Origin of the sequence: Oceanisphaera avium (assembly GCF_002157875.1) — a bacterium.
Classification (GTDB): Bacteria; Pseudomonadota; Gammaproteobacteria; order Enterobacterales; family Aeromonadaceae; genus Oceanimonas; species Oceanimonas avium.
The window spans coordinates 1326091-1345924 of record NZ_CP021376.1; the positions used below are offsets into that span (position 1 = coordinate 1326091).

The 19834-nt window shown below is 46.4% G+C and carries 18 protein-coding genes; 10 read left to right on the top strand and 8 right to left on the bottom strand.

What is annotated here, in order from left to right; translation table 11 throughout:
- Positions 1–11 precede the first annotated feature (11 nt).
- The 3 genes from CBP12_RS06065 to CBP12_RS06075 all read right to left on the bottom strand — a co-directional run bounded on the left by CBP12_RS06065 (position 12) and on the right by CBP12_RS06075 (position 2946).
- A complete protein-coding gene (locus tag CBP12_RS06065; RefSeq protein WP_086963646.1) occupies positions 12–326 on the bottom strand; it encodes a hypothetical protein in 315 nt (104 codons plus the stop codon).
- A 72-nt stretch (positions 327–398) separates the two neighbouring features.
- The gene (locus CBP12_RS06070) at positions 399–1118 is read right to left on the bottom strand and encodes a nuclease-related domain-containing protein (RefSeq protein ID WP_086963647.1); all 720 of its coding nucleotides are present in this window, start codon (positions 1116–1118) and stop codon (positions 399–401) included.
- A gap of 136 nt (positions 1119–1254) precedes the next feature.
- A complete protein-coding gene (locus CBP12_RS06075; RefSeq protein ID WP_086963648.1) occupies positions 1255–2946 on the bottom strand; it encodes a methyl-accepting chemotaxis protein in 1692 nt (563 codons plus the stop codon).
- A gap of 306 nt (positions 2947–3252) precedes the next feature.
- Here CBP12_RS06075 and CBP12_RS06080 point away from each other — a divergent pair, with 306 nt between their 5' ends.
- Entirely contained in the window at positions 3253–4221 is a 969-nt protein-coding gene (locus CBP12_RS06080; protein ID WP_086963649.1) for a hypothetical protein, read from the top strand.
- A 55-nt stretch (positions 4222–4276) separates the two neighbouring features.
- Here the strand turns inward: CBP12_RS06080 and CBP12_RS06085 are convergent, their stop codons facing one another.
- The 3 genes from CBP12_RS06085 to CBP12_RS06095 form a co-directional block, all read right to left on the bottom strand.
- Complete coding sequence (locus CBP12_RS06085) at positions 4277–5053, bottom strand: glucose 1-dehydrogenase (protein WP_086963650.1); 777 nt, start codon at positions 5051–5053, stop codon at positions 4277–4279.
- 161 nt (positions 5054–5214) lie between these two features.
- Positions 5215–6591, bottom strand: coding sequence for a serine hydrolase domain-containing protein (locus tag CBP12_RS06090; RefSeq protein WP_232455167.1), 1377 nt, complete (start codon positions 6589–6591; stop codon positions 5215–5217).
- 275 nt (positions 6592–6866) lie between these two features.
- The gene (locus tag CBP12_RS06095) at positions 6867–7847 is read right to left on the bottom strand and encodes a calcium/sodium antiporter (RefSeq protein WP_086963651.1); all 981 of its coding nucleotides are present in this window, start codon (positions 7845–7847) and stop codon (positions 6867–6869) included.
- A gap of 676 nt (positions 7848–8523) precedes the next feature.
- On the opposite strand from CBP12_RS06095, the gene nirK reads away from it, so the two are divergent.
- Genes nirK through CBP12_RS06110 form a run of 3 tightly spaced genes read left to right on the top strand, consistent with a single transcriptional unit; the run spans position 8524 to position 11308 of the window.
- Positions 8524–9945, top strand: a complete 1422-nt coding sequence (gene nirK, locus CBP12_RS06100; RefSeq protein WP_086963652.1) for a copper-containing nitrite reductase — start codon at positions 8524–8526, stop codon at positions 9943–9945.
- The gene (locus CBP12_RS06105; protein WP_086963653.1) at positions 9945–10766 is read left to right on the top strand and encodes a formylglycine-generating enzyme family protein; all 822 of its coding nucleotides are present in this window, start codon (positions 9945–9947) and stop codon (positions 10764–10766) included. Before nirK ends, CBP12_RS06105 begins: the two co-directional genes overlap by 1 nt.
- Positions 10766–11308, top strand: a complete 543-nt coding sequence (locus CBP12_RS06110) for an SCO family protein (RefSeq protein WP_086963654.1) — start codon at positions 10766–10768, stop codon at positions 11306–11308. The genes CBP12_RS06105 and CBP12_RS06110 overlap by 1 nt, the downstream gene beginning before the upstream one ends.
- Positions 11309–11687: 379 nt before the next feature.
- On the opposite strand, the gene CBP12_RS06115 is transcribed toward CBP12_RS06110, so the two are convergent.
- The gene (locus CBP12_RS06115) at positions 11688–12314 is read right to left on the bottom strand and encodes a YceH family protein (RefSeq protein ID WP_086963655.1); all 627 of its coding nucleotides are present in this window, start codon (positions 12312–12314) and stop codon (positions 11688–11690) included.
- Positions 12315–12502: 188 nt separating this feature from the next.
- Between CBP12_RS06115 and CBP12_RS06120 the strand changes: the two genes are divergently transcribed.
- A complete protein-coding gene (locus CBP12_RS06120) occupies positions 12503–13093 on the top strand; it encodes a hydrolase (protein WP_086963656.1) in 591 nt (196 codons plus the stop codon).
- Positions 13094–13154: 61 nt separating this feature from the next.
- Here the strand turns inward: CBP12_RS06120 and CBP12_RS06125 are convergent, their stop codons facing one another.
- Complete coding sequence (locus CBP12_RS06125) at positions 13155–14591, bottom strand: alanine/glycine:cation symporter family protein (RefSeq protein WP_086963657.1); 1437 nt, start codon at positions 14589–14591, stop codon at positions 13155–13157.
- 284 nt (positions 14592–14875) lie between these two features.
- Between CBP12_RS06125 and tal the strand changes: the two genes are divergently transcribed.
- The 5 genes from tal to CBP12_RS06150 all read left to right on the top strand — a co-directional run bounded on the left by tal (position 14876) and on the right by CBP12_RS06150 (position 19605).
- Positions 14876–15835 carry a transaldolase gene (gene tal, locus CBP12_RS06130; RefSeq protein ID WP_086963658.1) on the top strand — a complete coding sequence of 320 codons (960 nt, stop codon included), beginning with the start codon at positions 14876–14878 and terminating at the stop codon, positions 15833–15835.
- Between the two features lie 288 nt (positions 15836–16123).
- Positions 16124–16315 carry a DUF3545 family protein gene (locus CBP12_RS06135; protein WP_086963659.1) on the top strand — a complete coding sequence of 64 codons (192 nt, stop codon included), beginning with the start codon at positions 16124–16126 and terminating at the stop codon, positions 16313–16315.
- A 258-nt stretch (positions 16316–16573) separates the two neighbouring features.
- On the top strand, positions 16574–16951 hold the full coding sequence (gene rcsF / locus CBP12_RS06140) for an Rcs stress response system protein RcsF (protein ID WP_086963660.1): 378 nt from the start codon (positions 16574–16576) through the stop codon (positions 16949–16951).
- A complete protein-coding gene (gene tsaA, locus CBP12_RS06145) occupies positions 16951–17706 on the top strand; it encodes a tRNA (N6-threonylcarbamoyladenosine(37)-N6)-methyltransferase TrmO (RefSeq protein WP_232455168.1) in 756 nt (251 codons plus the stop codon). Before rcsF ends, tsaA begins: the two co-directional genes overlap by 1 nt.
- Positions 17707–17889: 183 nt before the next feature.
- On the top strand, positions 17890–19605 hold the full coding sequence (locus tag CBP12_RS06150; RefSeq protein WP_086963661.1) for a proline--tRNA ligase: 1716 nt from the start codon (positions 17890–17892) through the stop codon (positions 19603–19605).
- The last annotated feature ends 229 nt before the right edge of the window (positions 19606–19834 follow it).

Here is a 19834-nt window from a genome sequence, read left to right on the forward strand (position 1 = left end):
GGACAAGTTGCTTATCTTTTGCGTTTGGCACGGGCTTGGCGCTGTGCCTTGCGCTCTTGTTTATTAGGTAAATGCTCACGCGTCGCTAACACTTGTTTTAACTCTTGGTAGGCGTTTTTCCAGACTTGGCTGTCTTTATAGCGAATAGGAAGTAATAACGAGGCTTTATCTTGGGCGGTTAGGTTTGAGCTTTCTGGGCAAGCGAGGAGTGCGCGTCGGCGACTCATTAAACTGCCGGTGTGCATAGCGTCAAGCTCAGCTAGGCTTTTAGGCGCAATCTCTTTAGGCGATAAAGACGGCTTAGCTAATGAACTCGACTCAGACACCCGCCACCTCGCCTATCACTAATGGGTTGTTATTCATTCTTACTACTACTTACCTCTACTTTTTTACCGGTACTAGGCGCCTTTTAAGGCGGCAATGTGTTTCACTAATTTAGGCGGGTTCTCAATATCAAATTTTGCAGAATAACTTAATAGGTAATCTATTAATTGTTCATTGCCCATAATCGGCACATTAGAGTCATTAGCGATATTAGCACTCACATTATGATGACTAAATAATACCACTCCTTGGATCCAAGCTCGGGAGTGCTTCGCTTTTAACTCGCCCGACAATAACCAAATTAAGCGCTTAACCTGAGCAATGGGATTGCGCATGGTTTTACCATAAATGCCGCCTCTGCGACTCACTTTTTTAACGCGCCATTGGGCATCACTGTCGCTGCCACTAATACGCCCGCTATTGTGTTTTACTTCAATAATAAAAACGGCATTCGGCCCCACTACAATAATATCTGCTTCATTAAAGCCAGTGCGCGATCTTGCATTAGGAATATCTACTTGGTTATACACGGTAAAAGTGTCGGGGAGTTGGCGCAAGCGCTCCATTACTTTATCTTCACCTGCTGCACCTGCGAGTAACACCGGATGACTTTTTTGCAGCCACCAGCATAAGGCGATGAGCACTAATACCAATGGGGTCGCAGGCAAGTAAAAAGCAGACACCACAAAGGCAATACCTAACCCGACTAATAGGATCAAGATACGATTGGTGCTTTTATAACCATGGGCATCTAATGTCAGCTTATTGGCAGTGACATAATCAAAATTAGCCACAGTCTGCTCCCTAAGTGATGATTTTACAGACAAGTTTAAGCGTTAATCATAACAAGTTGAGCCTCTGAGTAAAGTTTTGCTCGCGCATAAAAAGCGCCGCCCTCTTATTAAGGGCGGCGCTTTTTTAATTTACTTATTACACCTTATAACGGGCAACTTCTTTTTCTAGCTCAATGGCTAGTGCTGCTAAACGCTCGGTGGCGCTGCTGGCGCGTTGTGTGCCTTCACTGGTTTCATCGGTGATTACCACAATTTGGTGCACATTTTGGTTAATTAATTCCGATACACTGGTTTGCTCTTCAGCGGCACTGGCAATTTGGGTGTTCATTTCAGTAATGGTATTTACTGCAGCAGTAATACGCTGTAAAGCTTCGTTAACTTGCGTCGTTTCGCTTACAGTCGCATCACTGCGCTCACTTATGGCAGCAATAATAGTCACGGCATTAGTGGCGCCATTTTGTAGCACTTCTATGGTGTGTTGAATTTCTTGCACGCTTTGTTGGGTACGACTGGCTAAGGTGCGCACTTCATCAGCCACCACCGCAAAGCCCCGCCCTGCCTCACCCGCTCGGGCAGCTTCTATGGCTGCGTTCAGCGCGAGTAAGTTCGTTTGCTCGGCAATGGCGCGGATCACCTCTAGCACGGTATCAATCTGGTTTGAGTCTTCGCCTAGGGTTTCAATGACCTTAACGCCCTCTGCTACTTGCTCAGATAATCCCGAAATGACTTGTTGAGTTTGATATAACAAGCCTTGAGCATCGCGAACTTGGGCACTGGCATTATTTGCCGCATGAGAAGCTTCACTGGCGTTACTGGCGACATCTTGTGCAGTGGCCGTCATCTCATTCATAGCGGTGGCCACTTGGTCACTTTCTGTTTTTTGACGCTGCACGCCCGACTCTGCCGCTTGCATAGTTTGGCCAAGCTCGGTGCTGGCTTCATTAAGGGTGCGCGATGAGCTTAGCACTCGTTTTACTAAATCGTGTACTTGATTGGCAAAACTATTAAAGGCCAATGACAGCTGACTAATTTCATCTTTACCATTTACTGCTAAGCGGCGGGTAAGATCCCCATCGCCATTAGCAATATCATGCATGGCTTTTACTGCCACATTGAGTGGCCCTATGATGCTGCGCACCACAATTAAAGCTAAAATCACAATCAGTATTAAAGCGATAATGGCAGTAGCAATCGAGCCTTTAACGGTGTCACTAATGGACTGATTAACGCGCCCCTGCATGGCTTGTACGTCTTGTTCTAAGCCAGAGGTCCACATACCGGTACCAATCATGGCGTTCCATTTCGGTAAGAGCACGCCAGAGACGATTTTGGGATCCACGGTACCTGTGCTTTTATTCTCCCAGCTGTAATGACTAAAAGTATTCTCTTGAGCCGCTTTTAATAAGCTGCGAGTAGTGTAAACGCCATTAGGATCTTGGGTATCCCATAAATTTTTACCTTCTATGGCGGGGTTCATGCCATTCATTAAACTCACGCCGTTAAGATCATAGGCAAAAAAGTATCCCTCATTACCTGAGTCATCAAAGCGTAATTGTCGCAATATTTGCCAAGCTTGTTCTTTAATGCTCGGATCCGTGGTGGCATCGGGATGATTATATAGATGAGCAATGGCGGTAGTGGCAAGCTGGAGGTTATTTCTTAGCTCATCTTCTTGGTTTTCATAAAGGCTCTTTGAAAAATTACTCACGGCCCTATCACCAATTTTTTGGGTTTGGTGGTAGTTATAAGCGGTGAGAAACACGGTAAGCGCAATGACGGGCACTAATGCTAAAAGCAACACCCGTAGCCGAATAGTAAGATTGTTCATTAGTTGCCCTATCTTGCCAAGGTAGTAGTAGATATTTGCTGTCGGTCAGATTCTTTGTAACAGAATGCCGCCCGCCTTACCCGAAAAAGTAACTATATTGTTAACAGGATGTGACCCTATTCACTGTTAGCGACATTTTTATTTTTTATGGCTTAGCTAACTAAATCAATGTGTTGTAATAGCCATATATAGAGTGTTGATATAAAAAGGAATACACCTAGTGCTAAGACACTGTTTAGCGGCGGTAACTGCGGCCGCTAAATGCTCTTTTATAAAAACGGCGGTATCTAAGTCAGAGACGAGCTTATGAAATTTCTATTTACGCTATTGGCCACCCTACTAACATTTTCTGTCGCGGCTCAAGAAGCCCAACAAGAACTCCTATTTAAAGAGTTTCTTAAGGGCTATGAAGCGCTTGATAGCTTAGCAGTACTGGATAAAATTGAGGCGAACTTAGCGCTAAATAAACAGCCTACTTCTATATTTTTAGCCTCTGCGACTATTAATCCGTTAGCAAAAGCGATGTTGGCGCTAGAGGCCGTAGAAGGAGTGCGAGATAGGGTGCGCTATCGCATTAGTTATGGCGTTGAGTCGATAAATAATAATTTAAACGCTAACCGGATACCGATGAGCTTTATCCAAGTGGATCGCTTTAGTTTAGGGCAAACCATCCGCCAAGCGACGATTGAAGATTATGGTGAACAGCATGTAGCGCCACCGTCAGCGTTTGATGTGGGCCCTCATGTATCTTGGCGTATGGTAACTCAGCCAGTACAAGGCACAGTGGCCGATATTCAAGCCATCGGCCGCACTGAGCTTAGCCAAAGTAAAGCCCTAAAGATGCAGTGCTTTACTGTGCCATGCTTATCGCTCCTAGATTGGTCGCCCCCTGTTCATCACACCGAAGCACAGCCAACTCCGCTTGCAATAACAGCGCCTTTTCAAGTGATACGCCAAGGCATATTAAGCCCAGCTGCGGCTATTACGCAGCTTATCCACGAGCTAGATATCACTGAAGTAGAAAATTACCATGACACACCTCAACTGCCTGAGCCTGTTATAGAAGCTATTATCGACATTAATTTAGGCCAAGATACGGGTATGGTCGCGGCGTTGCGCAGATCCCATTTAATGGATGACTCTGTTAGTGCAATATGGCGCCTAATCAGTGTTATGCCCCAAGATACTGAGTTAGCACCTAGGCTTGTGCAAAGCGAAGGGGTTGAGTGCCAGCGCGGCCAACGCTTTCCTGCTGGTGGTGAACTGTGCCCCTAGCAACAAAAAAAGCGCAAACTTGGCCAAGTTTGCGCTTAATATTAAAAAAGAGTACTTAGTCTAGCGTTTGTACGCCGCCGCCATTAACAAATAACACTTGGCCGCTCACCCAATTAGAAATAGGCGCGGCAAAATATAAGACGGCACCGGCAATATCTTCTGGCTCGCCTAAGCGCTTAAGCGGCGTATGCGCCAACATAGTAGCTTCAATTTCAGGAGTAAGCACCGAGGCTAAGGCATCGGTTCTTACCGCACCTGGCCCTACGGCATTAACTCGAATACCGGCAGGCCCGTAGTCAAAAGCTAAATTTGCTGTCATGTGGTTAATGGCCGCTTTAGACGACGCATAGGCACTGATTGCTGGGCTTTTATTAATTGAGCTCATGGACGACATATTAATAATGGAGCCATAGCCGGCATTTTCCATGTGCGGCGCACATAATTGGGCAAGGCGCCAATTACTAAATACGTTAAGCTCAAAGGTGCGCGCAAATTGCTCCACACTCAAGGAGGCTGGGCTCTCGCGCCCTGCTCCGCCACCACCGACGTTATTCACTAAGATATTAATTTGTCCAAATTCGGCTAAGGTGGTGTCCACTAAATTTGTTAGGTCAGTATCTTCTAATACATTGCATTGTACGGCTCTAGCGTGGCCGCCTGCCTCTTGGATTTCACTGGCGGTGGCTTGAGCCGCTTCTAAGTTAAAATCGGCAATCACTATCTTAGCGCCGTGTGCGGCTAACATCTGGCTACAGCCTTTACCAATACCCTTAGCGCCACCGGTAATAATGGCGACTTTTCCCTTTAGATCAAACAAGCTTGCTGGGTTCATAATCTTTCCTCTTAAATGATAGAAATATTATTTTTGCCATAAAAATAAGCATTAAAGATAAATGGATGAGATAACACTACACTCAAGCCTAGCTAGAGCTGCATCACTTGCTAACCTGCCCTGCACTTTTACTCTTCACCTGTATTGTGACGAAGAAATCGTTAGTCTTTTGTCATCAAATAGTCCGCTACCGCCTGGTAAGCCGGCAACGAAGTCGCATCGTTAGCACTATTGCTGGCCACTGGGTGTGAGGCAAAACGTACTAACACCATCTCGGCTTTAGGATCGATATAGATGGTTTGCCCGTGAACACCTCGAGCAGCAAAGGCACCATTGTTATTATGAGTAACCCACCACATATTGCGGTAAGACCAGCCTTTAAGAGAGTTATAGCCAGCTTTTGCAAAAGCTTCGGGATCTGCGCCTTGCTGGATATCGGCAATAACGGCTGCAGGAATAATTTGCTTGTTTTTCCACCGTCCTTGGTTGCGAATAAGCTCACCAAAACGGGCCATATCTCGAAGGCCGGCGCTTAAGCCTCCACCTGCAAAAGGAATGCCCAGTTCATCGACTTGATAATAAGCATCTTGCTCCATGCCAAGGCGTTGCCAAATTTTTTCTGACAATAGCTCAGCGACGGACTTACCGGTTACTCGAGAAATTATCCAGCCTAGCGCATCGCTGTTAATGGTTTTATAAGCAAAGGCCTCGCCATGCTCGCCTTGTTTTTTAACCTGCTGTAAATATTCAAAATAACCCACAGGTCCCTGATATTCTTTAGGCTTAGGTAAAGGATTGCCCGCCGTAGAGTAGGCCCAAATTTCGGCATCTGGGTCGGCGTAGTCTTCGCTATATTTTAAGCCAGTGGTCATGTCCAGCACTTGGCGCACTGTGGCATCACCAAAGGCTGAATCTGTAAGCTCAGGTACATATTCAGCGACGGTTTTAGTGTCATCCAATGCCCCTTCTGCCACTAGCATGGCGGCTAAGGTGCCGGTAAAAGATTTAGTGACCGACATAGCCGCATGCTTATTTTTGGGAGTTAGTGCGCCAAAGTAGTCTTCGTACACTAATTTTCCTTTGTGCAACACCACGATGCCATCTGTGTAGTTATGCCACAGTGAGTCGGCAAAGGTCATGGTTTTATGACTATGCCAAGGCGTAAATTCAATCTCTGCGATGGCTTTATCAATGGCCTTAGGGAATAACTGACTCATCGTAATGCCCCGCGACACATTTACCGTGGGCAAAAACTCCCGCATATGTACCACGCTATAGCGCAGCGCTGGAAAGGTAAAAAATGAGCCATCTGCAACACTTAAGCGCTTTTCAGGTGGCGGAGGGAAACCCTGCATCCACCCTAAAGTCGTGGGATCACTGTCTTGTGCTGATAATAAGGCAGGAGCAGGCAGCACTGGGCTGGCAACAATGGCTTGTACTTGGCCACTCAGCGGCCATAAACACAGCATAGGCAGTAACAGCGCGCTCGCTTTGCGTTTAAGTGGGTTAATAAAAGCAGTGGGCGTGAATAGGCTCATTGGGGCTCCGCAGATGCCAACGAACAGCGTGGCATGCTAAAAAGTAGTAAAAAGCTTACCTTAATGGGCGGCCGACTTAAAATTTGCGCCGCTCATTATGGGTAACAAAGTATGTAAATAAATAAGTGTATTACATATTTTACTCGCAACGTCATTTTACATTAGCTTAAAGCAATACGCAGGTAATAGTGGCATCTCGCTAGGTAGCTCCCTGCTTGGCAAAGAGAGGTTTAGCCTATAAAAAAGCCCCGCAAGCTGGGCTTAAATACCATTCGTTAATGACTAGCGCTAAGAACCTCTTGTGCTAGCCAGCCGCTATAGCTGATATAAACTAGCAATAACAGCGCACCTTCAATGCGATTAATTCGTCCTTGGCGCTTTTTAAAGCCATAGCCTAAAACAAATAACGAGACCGTTAAGCCAATCATTACTAAAAAGTCCCGACTGATCACTTCACTGGCCACCGGCAGCGGGCTGATCACGCCTGCTAAACCGACGACCACCAAGGTATTAAAGAGGTTTGAGCCAATAACATTACCAATAGCTAAGTCATGCTGGTTTTTGCGAATAGCTACAATAGAAGACGCAAGCTCAGGCAAGGAGGTACCAATCGCCACTATGGTTAAGCCAATAATTAAATCACTCACACCAAAGGCTTGAGCAATATTTACCGCGCCCCACACCAGTAACCGCGAGCTTGCCACTAACAATACTAAGCCTAATACCAGCCAAATAATGGCCGCTTTAGCCGTCATGGCTTGCTCATCAATAACCTGTTCTTCTTCGGCCGCGAGTTTATCTTGTGGTTGAGCCATGGCTTGGCGAATACTCCACGCCATTAATAAAGCAAATACTGCTAATAAAATAATGGCATCAACCCGCGAGAGCATGCCGTTCCATACTAAAGCTAATGAAAGTAAAGAGATCACTAGCAGCACCGGCAACTCTTTGCGCAACACTTGTGAGTGCACCTTAATGGGACTAATAAGCGCGGTAATACCTAAAATCACACCAATGTTAGCAATGTTTGAGCCATAGGCATTCCCTAGCGCAAGGCCAGGATTTCCCTCCAGTGAAGAAATAACCGATACCACAATTTCTGGGGCCGAGGTACCAAAACCGACCACTATCATGCCGATCAACAATGGTGGCATGCCTGCATAACTCGCAGTAGCAGAGGCGCCATCGACGAAGCGGTCTGCACTCCACACCAAAATGATTAAGCCCACCACAATGGCGGCAAGAGAAATTAGCATGACAGGCATCCTTGCACTAATGAGGCACATTTTTTAGATAGGAAAAGCTCGCGGTGCAAACCAGTGGCACCGCAGTAGAAGTGTTCAATCACAACTCTAGACATAACGACTCGTTGAGGGCGGGATAAATACCAGAGCCAAGCTTAGTTCCCGCCCAGAGAATAAACTTAGCTCAGGTCTCACCAATCTTAAGCTAATGCTTAAACACCATTACCATAAGCATGACGCTTAGAGATTGTTGATAATGGTTTCGGCAGGTGCCGAACGGTTACTCCCCCAAGAAGCGCTCATTGTGCCAGCTCGTTAAACATTTGCAAAGCAGCTATTTTAAAAATTTATTACTCTTTTTTAATCATATAAATGCTAGCTAAGTCGCTTTTTATTAAGCTAAACCAACCGCCAATTGTGAGCCAGCTCCCAAATTCATAGCGTTTAAAACTAATGTCGGCTTGACTTAACACTCTTAGCATTCAAATGTGACTCTTTGTCGCCTATTTGTTATTTTTTTGTGTTTTATGCAAAGCTAATAATAATTTATTTCACCTTGATAACATTAATTGATCTAAATCAGCATTTATTTATTTTACTTAATTATATTGGCATCTGAAATGCTCATTTAGTTTTGTGTTAATAACAACTATTAAAAATAAGCCAACTGAATAGCTGGGAGTAGTATATGAAATTAAAAACCCTTGTTGCTGCAATCGGTATGACCTTTGCTTTATCTGTACAAGCAAGTGAGTTACCTGTCATTGATGCAGTATTAACTTCCCCTCCCATGGTGCCACCACCCATTAGCCGAGATCATGCGGCAAAAGTGGTTGTTAAAATGGAAACTGTTGAAAAAGTCATGGAAATCGCCGATGGCGTTGAGTACATGTTCTGGACATTTGGTGGCTCAGTACCTGGTCAATTCTTACGAATTCGTGAAGGCGATGAGGTTGAATTTCATCTTTCAAACCACCCCAGCTCTAAAATGCCGCACAACATAGACTTACACGCGGTTAACGGCCCAGGCGGTGGTGCTGCTGCCTCTTTTACTGCTCCTGGCCACACCTCAGTATTTAACTTTAAAGCCTTACATCCGGGCTTGTACGTGTATCACTGTGCCACCGCACCGGTGGGCATGCACATTGCTAATGGCATGTACGGTTTAGTTTTGGTTGAGCCTAAAGAAGGCTTGCCAAAAGTGGATAAAGAATACTACGTCATGCAAGGCGACTTTTATACGAAAGGCGCATATGGCGAACAAGGCTTCCAAGCTTTTGATATGGACAAGGCCATTAAAGAAGATGCGGATTATGTCTTATTTAACGGCGCAGTGGGTGCACTCACAGGCGATAAAGCCCTTACCGCTAACGTAGGTGAAACCGTACGTTTATTTATGGGTAATGGTGGCCCTAACTTAGCGTCTTCTTTCCACGTCATTGGCGAGATTTTCGATAAAGTAAACGTAGAAGCAGGTACGCTCGAAAACCATAACGTACAAACATCTTTAATTCCGGCCGGTGGCGCTATTACCGCCGAATTTAAAGTGGATGTACCGGGCAACTTTATTATGGTTGACCACTCAATCTTCCGTGCCTTTAATAAAGGCGCACTGGGCATGATTAATGTCGATGGCCCAGAAGATAAAGTCATCTATTCTGGAAAAGTATCAGAAACCGTTTACTTGCCAGAAGGCTCGGCCGTACAGAGCATCCCTAATAACCGTCCTAAGCAAGCGGCTAGCAGTAAAGAAGACCAAATGCTCTATGGTAAGCGCGTCTATGAAGCTAACTGCCAAGCATGTCACCAAGCAGATGGTAAAGGTATCCCAGGTGCGTTCCCTCCATTGGCGAAGTCTGACTTCTTGAACGACGATCCTACTCGTGCCATCGATGTCGTCGTGCATGGCTTAAAAGGCCCCATCAAAGTCAATGGCGCCGCCTTTGACAGTATTATGCCTGCGATGGCTTTATCTGATGAAGATACCGCTAACGTCTTAACCTATGTGCTCAATACGTGGGATAACAACGGCACAGTAGTGAGTCCAAAAGAGGTGAAAAAACGTCGTGACTCAGGTAAGCCGTTAGTAATGGAAGGGAGTGCACACTAATGACTAGGGCACTATTGCTGGGCTTGGCCGCCTTAGCAAGTGGGGTGCCCCCCCTCTTTGCAGCCTCTTCAGAGGCTGCTAATTTCAATGTTGAGCGAATGGTCGAACTTCCCAGCGGGGAAGTTCGACCGCTTTATCTCACCAAAGACAGCCCATTGACCCCGGTGGCCTCCTTTTGGTTGGACACCCACCCAGTCACTAACGCTGAATTTGCCGATTTTGTACGCCAACATCCTGCTTGGCAAGCCGACCAAGCGCCCGCTTTATTTGTAGAGTCTCAATATTTAACACACTGGCCCAGTAATAATGAAAAAATGACCGCCACCCAAGCGGCGCAACCCATGACCTATGTATCTTGGTATGCAGCTGATGCTTATTGCCAAGCTCAAGGCAAACGCTTACCTACTGTGTCGGAATGGGAGTATGCGGCTCAAGCCTCTGAACAAAAAAGAGATGGCAGTAAAGAAGAGGGCTATACCCGACGGATTTTATCCTGGTATGCCAAGTCGGCCACTACCGAGTTAAATACGGTAGGTCAAAGCCCAGCTAACTACTGGCAAGTTTATGATTTACACGGGTTAGTATGGGAGTGGACCCAAGACTTTAACTCCGCTTTAGTCACTGGAGAGTCCCGTGGCGATAGCACGATAGATCAAGGTTTATTTTGTGGCTCGGGTGCTGCTGGCAGTGCCGATCCTTCAGATTATGCCGCATTTATGCGCTACGGCTTTCGCTCAAGTTTAAAAGCTGCCTACACCTTAGGTAACTTAGGGTTTAGGTGTGCACAAGATAGCAGTGAGCCTAAGCAAGGAGCTATATAATGAGAATGCTATTTACCCTTCTTATGTTAGTGTTATTGCCGCTAACGGCATACGCTAAGCTACCCAGTGATTCGGTTTATCACCTTAATAATCAATGGCAAGATAGCCAAGAAAACAAGCTTAATTTCGCCGATCTTGCAGGAAAAAAGCAAATTGTAGCGCTAATTTATACCGACTGTATCACCGCCTGCCCAGTGATTGTGTCGGATATGAAAGCCATTCAAGATGCGCTTACCCCTGAGCAACAAGCCCAAATGGGCTTTGTATTAGTGTCACTCACGCCCGCGAGAGACACCCCTAAAGTCATGCGCCATTTTGCTAAAAAGCGAGAGCTAGATCAACACTGGACACTGCTCAGTGGTAAAGACGATGATGTACGCACTCTCGCCATGGCCTTAAATATTCAGTATATGGGCTTACCGGATGGGGAAGTGGCTCACTCTAATGCTATTACCGTCCTTGATGAGCAAGGCCGCCTACAGTTACAGCAAGTGGGTATGACAGGCGGCCCACACGCATTAATAAAAAAAGTATTTAACTAACTAGCCTAACTAAACACTAAAAAGCCCAATCACTGACGTGATTGGGCTTTTTTATGAATACACCCTTGCTGGTTTTTGTCCTACCGGACCTATCGCTACCTTTATAAAGCCAGATCCTGATGTTCATCAGGATGACCGCTAAAGCAAGACGATACGTTTAACGCCATACGCCATAAGTTAAACTAGACACGGGTTTAGCTTTTTCGTACCGCACTTAGCGTAAGACGTATAACGGTCAATTCGAGATCCTGACTTTCGCTAGGATGACGGCGGTTTTTGTCATACCGGGCTTGCCCCGGTATCTTCCTAAAGCCAGATCCTGACTTTCGCCAGGTTGACGGGTGTGCTGAGGTTAGCGTTTAGTATGGAAAATACGCGCTTAGTCTTGCTCTAGTTCAGCGATGCGTGCCTGTAGTTTAGCAATATTGGCTTGCAACTCGGCTACTTGCTCGTGCAGGGCTTTATTATCGCTGTCACTGCCAGTTTCGGCGTAGTATTCATAATCCACATCACAGAATAAATGCGCATAGCGAGCATCACGCTTGCCTGGTAATTTTGCTAATTTAACGACATAGGGCCCGTTACTGATTAAGCGCTCTAAACTGGCTTCTACCTCGGCGGCGGTCGTAAATTGATGTAGGCGCGCGCTGCGGCTACGTAACTCGCCGGGCGTTTGGGGGCCACGCAGCAGTAACTCGGTAATAATGGCAAGCTCTGCCTCATTAAATTGCAAGTCCCCAAACTCGGTATTACAAAACCGGTGCTGATACTTAGCCGTACGGGCATTAAAATCGGCACAGTTATTTACTAAGTGGCGCGCAATTAACGAGTCTAGCACCACTTGCAGCTCCGCTTCTGTCACTTCTAAAACGGGTTGGCGATTACTTTTTTGATTACAGGCATTAAGTAATACTTTAAAAGTGAGCGGATACCCTTCAGGAGTAGACACCTGTTTTTCGATTAAACAACCGATGACTCTTTGTTCTAATGGCGAAAGCACGTCCATATATCAACTCCTCTTTTTTCTCCAGCCTAACCGATGGCTGGATAAAGACCAAGCGTAAAGCTCACACAGCGCCATATTGAACCTTTCAGCTCAGTAGCCAGCATCATGACAGTTTAGGGTACACTCAGGCATACTTAGTTTTTAAGCTGCGCAACTTTCTAGCGCTTTCATGCAGAAGTGGAGAACGTATGTCTGCCCCTCTTAATACTCAGCCTCGTCTGAGCGCCCCTTTAATTGATGCTAATAACGCGGCCTTATTAGTAATAGATGTACAAGAAAAACTGGCGCCAGCCATGGCAGATAGCGACCAGTTAAGTGCACGCATTCAATGGTTAATTGGTGCTTGTGAGCAACTTTCGCTACCTATTTTGTTTAGCGAACAATATCCAAAGGGCTTAGGCCACACTTTACCGACGTTATTAGCACAAGTGGCTTCGCCCACCGTCGTTGAAAAAAGCTATTTTTCCCTCGTCGCCGCCGACTGCCTGCCGACTGACTGGCAGCAATATCAACAAGTGATTGTGCTGGGCATGGAAACTCACGTATGTGTGCTACAAACCGTGCTAGAGCTAATTGCCCAAGGTAAACAGGTATTTGTGGTCGCTGATGCAGTGGGCAGTCGTAGTGAAGATAACCATCAATTAGGTTTAGCACGCATGCGCCATGGCGGTGCTGAGATAGTGACTCGAGAAATGGTGGTCTTTGAATTATTACGCCACGCCGGACATGAGCAATTTAAGCACATTAGCAAAACGTTTTTACGCGGCGAGCAACCTTAATCTTTACTCACTGGCTCCCATAATAGGAGCCAGTGAATATTTAAGTGAACCACTTAATCATTTAATGAAGTGGCGGGCGAGAGTCTGGCCAAATCCCCTCTTCTAGCTGTGATCTCAGCTCGGGATATTTAGCTACATCTAGGGTCGGCGTTAAGCCTAGTTTTCGTTGGCCGTTATAATCGGTTGCTAATTTAATCACCACATTTGCTAGTAATAAAATAGCCACTAAATTAATCACCGCCATCACCCCCATCGAGATATAAGCCAGCGTCCACATGGTATCTATTTTTCCTATAGCGCCAAACATCACCATGCCAAGTGCAAATAAGCGAAAAGTCACCAAGCCTGCGGCATTATCGAGCTCCAAAAATACCAAGTTATTTTCGGCATAAGCATAATTGGCGACAATACTGGTGAAGGCAAAAAACAAAATGGCGATAGCAATAAAAGGACTGCCCCAAGCCCCCACTTCATGAGCCAATGCCCGTTGTGTTAATTGAATACCCGTAACGCCAGAGCCGGGCTCAAATTGATTTGACAGTAATATAATGGCCGCAGTACAGGTACAAATCACCAAGGTGTCTATAAATACGCCTAGCATTTGAATATAGCCTTGTGACGCTGGATGTGGCGGATAGGGGCTGGCGGAGGCGGCGGCATTGGCCGCCGAGCCCATGCCCGCCTCATTAGAGAATAAGCCGCGCTTAATGCCATTTATTAGCGCTTGCGTCACCGCATAGCCCGCCACACCTCCGCTGGCTTGCTCTAAACCAAAGGCAGATTTTACAATTAATAATAATACGCTGGGCACTTGGCCAATATTCATCACCACCACAATTAGAGCAATCAATAAATAAGCCAGCGCCATTACCGGCACCACTAATTCAGCAAAGCGCGCAATGGTGCGCAGTCCACCAAATACAATTAAGCCCGCCAGCACCGATAACACCACCCCAGAAAGCCAAGTAGGAATATCAAAGGCCACTTCCATGGCAACGCTAATGGCATTAGCTTGCACGGCGTTAAAAATTAAGCCAAAAGCGACGATTAAGCAGATAGCAAACAAGGCGCCCATCCAACGCACCCCTAGGCCGCGCTCCATATAATAAGCGGGCCCACCGCGATAATTGCCGGTTTCGTCGGTCACCTTATACAGTTGAGCCAGCGCGCTTTCGGCAAAGGCGGTCGACATACCAATTAAAGCAATCAGCCACATCCAAAATATGGCTCCCGGCCCCCCTAAATAAAGGGCAATTGCCACCCCCGCCAAGTTACCGGTACCTACTCGCGCTGCCAAGCTGGTACAGAGTGCTTGAAAAGAAGATATTCCCGCAACACTGTCGCGGCGGCTATTTTTTAACACCGTAAACATATGACTAAAATGGCGAAATTGAATAAATCCTAAGCGCACGGTAAAAAACGCGCCTGCTCCAAGCAGCATATAAACCAGCAAACTTCCCCAGAGCAGATCATTAATAAAGTTGATCATGGCATCCATAAAGATGCTCCTATTAAGGTAATACTCACGGAAAGCGAAGCCACTCGCCGCTGTGTTAGGCGGGCGTGCATTTCAGTGTGTGTTAAAACGCTAGAGTTAGCGCTGAGTAATTATACTAAAAATAGCCTGCATCCAAAATGATCCCAGATAAGTAATGCCTAAACTTAAGCACTATGCGCTGAAATCCGCTGAATTTAGCGCCCGTTAACGCACTGGCCTTTATTTTGCTGCCTACAATGAGCGATACTTAACTCCCGTTTATGCCGACCCTCAGGATCTTTGCCATGACAGACAAGCTGACTCAACTACGTGCGCTTACCACAGTGGTTGCCGACACCGGTGATATTGACGCTATTGCTAAGTATCAACCTCAAGATGCCACTACCAACCCTTCTCTTATCTTAAAGGCCGCACAACTTCCTGACTATCAGCCGCTACTTGCACAAGCGGTCAGCTGGGCAAAAGAACAAAGCCAAGACCCTAACCAACAGCTCATGGATGCCTCAGATAAACTGGCAGTGAGCATTGGCTGTGAAATTCTTAATATTATTCCAGGGCGTATTTCTACCGAAGTCGACGCCCGCTTATCTTTTGATACCCAAGCCAGCATTGCTAAGGCGCGCCACTTAATTGCCTTGTATCAAGCAGCCGGCATCAGTCGAGATCGTATTTTAATTAAACTGGCTGCCACTTGGGAGGGCATTCGCGCCGCTGAAGTACTAGAACAAGAAGGCATTAATTGTAATCTCACCTTATTGTTTAGCTTTGCCCAAGCCAGAGCCTGCGCCGAAGCGGGTGTGTATTTAATCTCTCCTTTTGTGGGGCGTATCTTAGACTGGTATAAGAAAAATACCGAACAAAAAGAATACAGCCCACAGCAAGACCCCGGTGTGGTATCCGTCACTGAAATTTATAACTACTATAAAGCGCATGGCTATAACACAGTGGTGATGGGCGCAAGCTTTCGTAATATAGACGAAATTTTAGAATTAGCAGGCTGTGACAGATTAACTATCGGGCCTGACTTACTCGAAACACTTAGCCAAACAACAGGAGACGTGCCCTTAAAGCTCCAAGCTGGCACCGCCACCCAAGCGCGCCCTATCGCGATGACAGAAGCAGAATTTCGTTGGGAGCATAATCAAGACCCCATGGCCAATGAAAAGCTGGCAGAGGGCATTCGAAACTTTGCTGCCGACCAACATAAACTTGAAGTGATGCTGCAAGCTCTATTAGAAAAGTAAAAATACTTTCACCCCAAGATAATATCGCTTGGGGTGTGATTTATAAAACGCATTATTAATAGGCTGCGACGCAGAGTATATTAATAATAAGTAATTAGTAAGCGACTTATTTATCTTCAAGCCATCACTTTTATTTAATTCAATGAGTGCTGTTAATAAGCGAAACCTTATTAAGTTATATGACCAAGCTCACCTTTATAACCATAATATAACAAATAAATTCATCTCTATAACGTATCGTGATATATACAAGGGGCACTTCAACTGATAGCAATAGGAGAGAGCCCCATGGATAGGAATAGCTTTAATCAGGACCTTGTTGTTGCACCGGTTAAGCGTGCCAAAACTCGCGAGTCGGCTAAAAAAAGCAGATGGCGGGAAATAGAAGCGCTACAAGACCAAAAACGCTTACAAGAAGAACTACAGCAATATGGCTGCACGCTAGATCTTGAAGAGCTAGCTGCCGAGCTTGAACAGTAGCAAACGCAGACATTTAAGCGCCGCAAGGCGCTTTTTTATGGCCAATGTTTATCGCCAAGGCGTAATCACTGCTCTTATTAATAGGCAGCTGCGTTTTTAACAAAGTCTTCTTCCTTAACTTCCACCTTCTTCAGTCGGTTGCTTTAATCAGTGCGTTAGATGCGTATTAAACCCTGTGGTTAACAATATCATTCGACCTTAGCCATCGCCTTAGTGCAAAATAGCATAAGCTTGTTTTTTTAATTAAGGATAACTGTCATGCAACTGCGTGTTGTGGCTCTAGCCCTACTTACCTTGGCCTTAAGTGGCTGTGCTAATCATTGGGGATTTAACAGCAATGTGTCGCCAGAGGGAATTAAGGACTATTACAAAGGCGACCAAGTCACCCTTTATAGTAAAGCACAATTAGAGGGGCTAAATTATGTCACGCTCGGCTCGGTTGAAGGCGAAGCCTGCCAAATTAAAACCGATGAAGCACCGCCTAAAGAAGCCGATGCCCGTGCCAGTATTCGCCGCCGTGCCGCCGACATGGAGGCCAATGGTTTAATACTTGATCAATGCCTGCGCTTTAACGACATGCCTGGCTGTTTAGAACAAGTATTATGCAGCGGTCAGGCGCTAAAGGTAGCCAAGTAATGATGCCTGTTTTGCCTAATGACCAGCCTAATTCAGAACCAGGCGCGCCATTACTTCTTGAGCCTATTGGTATTATACGCTCGCCTTATAAAGAAAAGTTTGCCGTCCCTCGCCAACCTGGCTTGGTCAGCCAAGCGCGGGCGCAATTAGAAATCTTAGCGCCCTATAATGAGCCCAGCGCCTTTCGGGGCTTGGCAGAGTTTAGTCATTTATGGTTGGTGTTTATGTTTCACCAAACTCAAGATAAAGGCTGGAATCCCACGGTGCGCCCGCCTCGCTTAGGCGGGAATGAACGAGTGGGCGTATTTGCCACCCGCTCTACTTTTAGGCCCAACCCCTTGGGCTTATCTGTGGTGCAGTTGTTAGATATGTGTAAAGACGGCAATAAAGTGTGGCTGGAGCTGGGCGGTGTGGACTTAGTAGATGGCACTCCGGTCTTGGATATTAAGCCCTATTTACCTTGGGTAGATGCGGTTCCCGAGGCTCATGGCGGCTTTGCACCGGCGCCGCCAGATTTAAATATGGAAGTGATTTTTAGTCCAGAAGCCGAGTTGCAATGCGCTCAGTCCTCGGTGCCAAATTTACGCGATTTTATTAGCGAAGTATTAGCCCAAGATCCGCGCCCCGCCTATAAGCGCCAGCAACAACATTGGCAAGAATATGGCGTGCGTTTATATCATTACAATGTGCGCTTTGAAGTATTTGGCCATTTAACCCGGGTACTCAGCCTAGAAGTGTTAGCCGATAATACCTAACAAGGTAGCGCTTCATTAATAGCATCGCTTTGCTAGTAACACTCTGCAGCAAAAAAGACGCAAGCAGTGGGAAATATCTTTGCACTTCTGCCAAGCCTGCCCCCCTGCTACAATTAGCCACTTTTATTTTTAGCTCAGCTCCAAATTTAGTCTGGAGTATTTAGCACCATAAGGTTTTAGCACATGCGCACCAGTCAGTACTTGCTTTCCACTCTTAAAGAAACTCCCAGCGATGCAGAAGTCATTAGCCACCAGCTGATGCTGCGCGCCGGTATGATCCGCCGTTTGGCCTCTGGCCTCTACACTTGGTTGCCCAGTGGTCTTCGAGTATTGAACAAAGTGGCGACCATTGTGCGTGAAGAAATGAATCGCGCCGGCGCCATTGAAATGCTGATGCCCGTGGTACAACCCGCCGAGCTGTGGCACGAAACCGGGCGCTGGGATAAATTTGGCCCCGAATTACTGCGTATTAAAGATCGCAACGATCGTGGCTTTGTATTAGGCCCGACTCACGAGGAAGTGATCACCGCCGTAGTGCGCAATGAAGTCTCTTCTTATAAGCAGCTACCACTGAATTTATATCAGGTACAAACGAAGTTTCGTGATGAAGTACGCCCGCGCTTTGGCGTGATGCGCTCTCGTGAATTTATTATGAAAGATGCTTATTCTTTTCATACAACCCAAGAAAGCTTAGCCCAAACCTATGAGGCAATGTATCAAGCCTATAGCCGTATTTTTGAGCGCATGGACTTAGACTTTAGAGCCGTATTAGCTGACACCGGTGCCATTGGTGGCAGTGCTTCCCATGAATTTCACGTATTAGCCAAAAGCGGGGAAGACGATATCGCCTTCTCTAGTGTGTCTGATTACGCCGCTAACATTGAAATGGCAGAAGCACTCGCTCCTAAAGCGCAGGCGGGTGCGCCCACTCAAGAGCTGCAGTTAGTAGATACGCCCGATGCCAAAACTATTAATGAGTTGGTCGAGCAGTTCGGTTTAGACATTAAGCAAACCGTAAAAACTTTATTAGTGCATGCCAGTGAGGGCCAAGCCTCACCCTTAGTCGCACTGTTAGTGCGTGGCGATCACGAGCTTAATGAAATTAAAGCCGAAAAATTAGCGCAAGTGGCCAGCCCCTTAGTGTTTGCCAGTGAAGCTGAAATTCGCCAATTAGTGGGTGCGGGCCCAGGCTCCTTAGGACCTGTGAAGCTAAATGTCCCTGTGATTGCCGATCGCTCAGTGGCGGTAATGAGTGACTTTGCCGCCGGCGCTAACGTCGATGATAAACACTTCTTTGGTATTAACTGGGGGCGTGACTTGGCACAGCCAGAAGTTGCGGACTTGCGTAATGTTCAAGAAGGCGATGCCAGCCCCTGTGGCCAAGGCGTACTACAGATTAAGCGTGGTATTGAAGTGGGGCATATCTTCCAGCTCGGCAATAACTACTCCAGCAAGATGAACGCCACCGTCTTAAATGAGCAAGGTAAGTCGACCATCTTAGAAATGGGTTGTTACGGCATAGGCGTATCACGCATAGTGGCCGCCGCCATTGAACAAAACCATGATGAGCGCGGCATTATTTGGCCCGCCGCCATAGCGCCATTTCAAGTGGCGATTATTCCGATGAATATGCACAAGTCACAAACCGTAGCCGATGCCGCTGAGGCGCTTTATGCCGAGCTAAGTGCCGCCGGCATCGAAGTGCTATTTGATGATCGCAAAGAGCGCCCCGGCGTGATGTTTGCCGATATGGAGCTATTAGGCGTGCCGCACCATATTATTATTGGTGATCGCAGTCTTGAAAATGGCGTGGTGGAATACAAAACCCGCCGTGAAGGTGAAAAGTCTGAGGTAGCACTTACAGAGATAGTGGCAAAAATTACTGCCGCAATTAAGTAATTACCCGCCCCCCTTCTTAGCTAAATAAGACACCTCTTTGCTATGCAAGAGGTGTTTTTTTATGCGCTTAATTTAAAAATGAGCTCGGAATAACGAGCTGGTTAGCCGTCCTCCTGATGAGTGTCAGCCTCTTTTAAAGTACTGAGCCCTATGAGCGTTGCCATTTAGCATTCACGGCCTAGCTCACACTTAAGCCTCGATTTGTCGGCAAGCCTTGGTGCTTAATCAA

Coding starts and splice junctions, on each gene's coding strand:
- CBP12_RS06110 (WP_086963654.1), top strand. CDS start 10,766: ATGAGAATGCTATTTACCCTTCTTATGTTAGTGTTATTGCCGCTAACG.
- nirK (WP_086963652.1), top strand. CDS start 8,524: ATGAAATTAAAAACCCTTGTTGCTGCAATCGGTATGACCTTTGCTTTA.
- CBP12_RS06105 (WP_086963653.1), top strand. CDS start 9,945: ATGACTAGGGCACTATTGCTGGGCTTGGCCGCCTTAGCAAGTGGGGTG.
- CBP12_RS06075 (WP_086963648.1), bottom strand. CDS start 2,946: ATGAACAATCTTACTATTCGGCTACGGGTGTTGCTTTTAGCATTAGTG.
- CBP12_RS06085 (WP_086963650.1), bottom strand. CDS start 5,053: ATGAACCCAGCAAGCTTGTTTGATCTAAAGGGAAAAGTCGCCATTATT.
- CBP12_RS06135 (WP_086963659.1), top strand. CDS start 16,124: ATGGATAGGAATAGCTTTAATCAGGACCTTGTTGTTGCACCGGTTAAG.
- CBP12_RS06090 (WP_232455167.1), bottom strand. CDS start 6,591: ATGAGCCTATTCACGCCCACTGCTTTTATTAACCCACTTAAACGCAAA.
- CBP12_RS06080 (WP_086963649.1), top strand. CDS start 3,253: ATGAAATTTCTATTTACGCTATTGGCCACCCTACTAACATTTTCTGTC.
- rcsF (WP_086963660.1), top strand. CDS start 16,574: ATGCAACTGCGTGTTGTGGCTCTAGCCCTACTTACCTTGGCCTTAAGT.
- CBP12_RS06150 (WP_086963661.1), top strand. CDS start 17,890: ATGCGCACCAGTCAGTACTTGCTTTCCACTCTTAAAGAAACTCCCAGC.
- CBP12_RS06095 (WP_086963651.1), bottom strand. CDS start 7,847: ATGCTAATTTCTCTTGCCGCCATTGTGGTGGGCTTAATCATTTTGGTG.
- CBP12_RS06125 (WP_086963657.1), bottom strand. CDS start 14,591: ATGGATGCCATGATCAACTTTATTAATGATCTGCTCTGGGGAAGTTTG.
- CBP12_RS06115 (WP_086963655.1), bottom strand. CDS start 12,314: ATGGACGTGCTTTCGCCATTAGAACAAAGAGTCATCGGTTGTTTAATC.
- tsaA (WP_232455168.1), top strand. CDS start 16,951: ATGATGCCTGTTTTGCCTAATGACCAGCCTAATTCAGAACCAGGCGCG.
- CBP12_RS06120 (WP_086963656.1), top strand. CDS start 12,503: ATGTCTGCCCCTCTTAATACTCAGCCTCGTCTGAGCGCCCCTTTAATT.
- tal (WP_086963658.1), top strand. CDS start 14,876: ATGACAGACAAGCTGACTCAACTACGTGCGCTTACCACAGTGGTTGCC.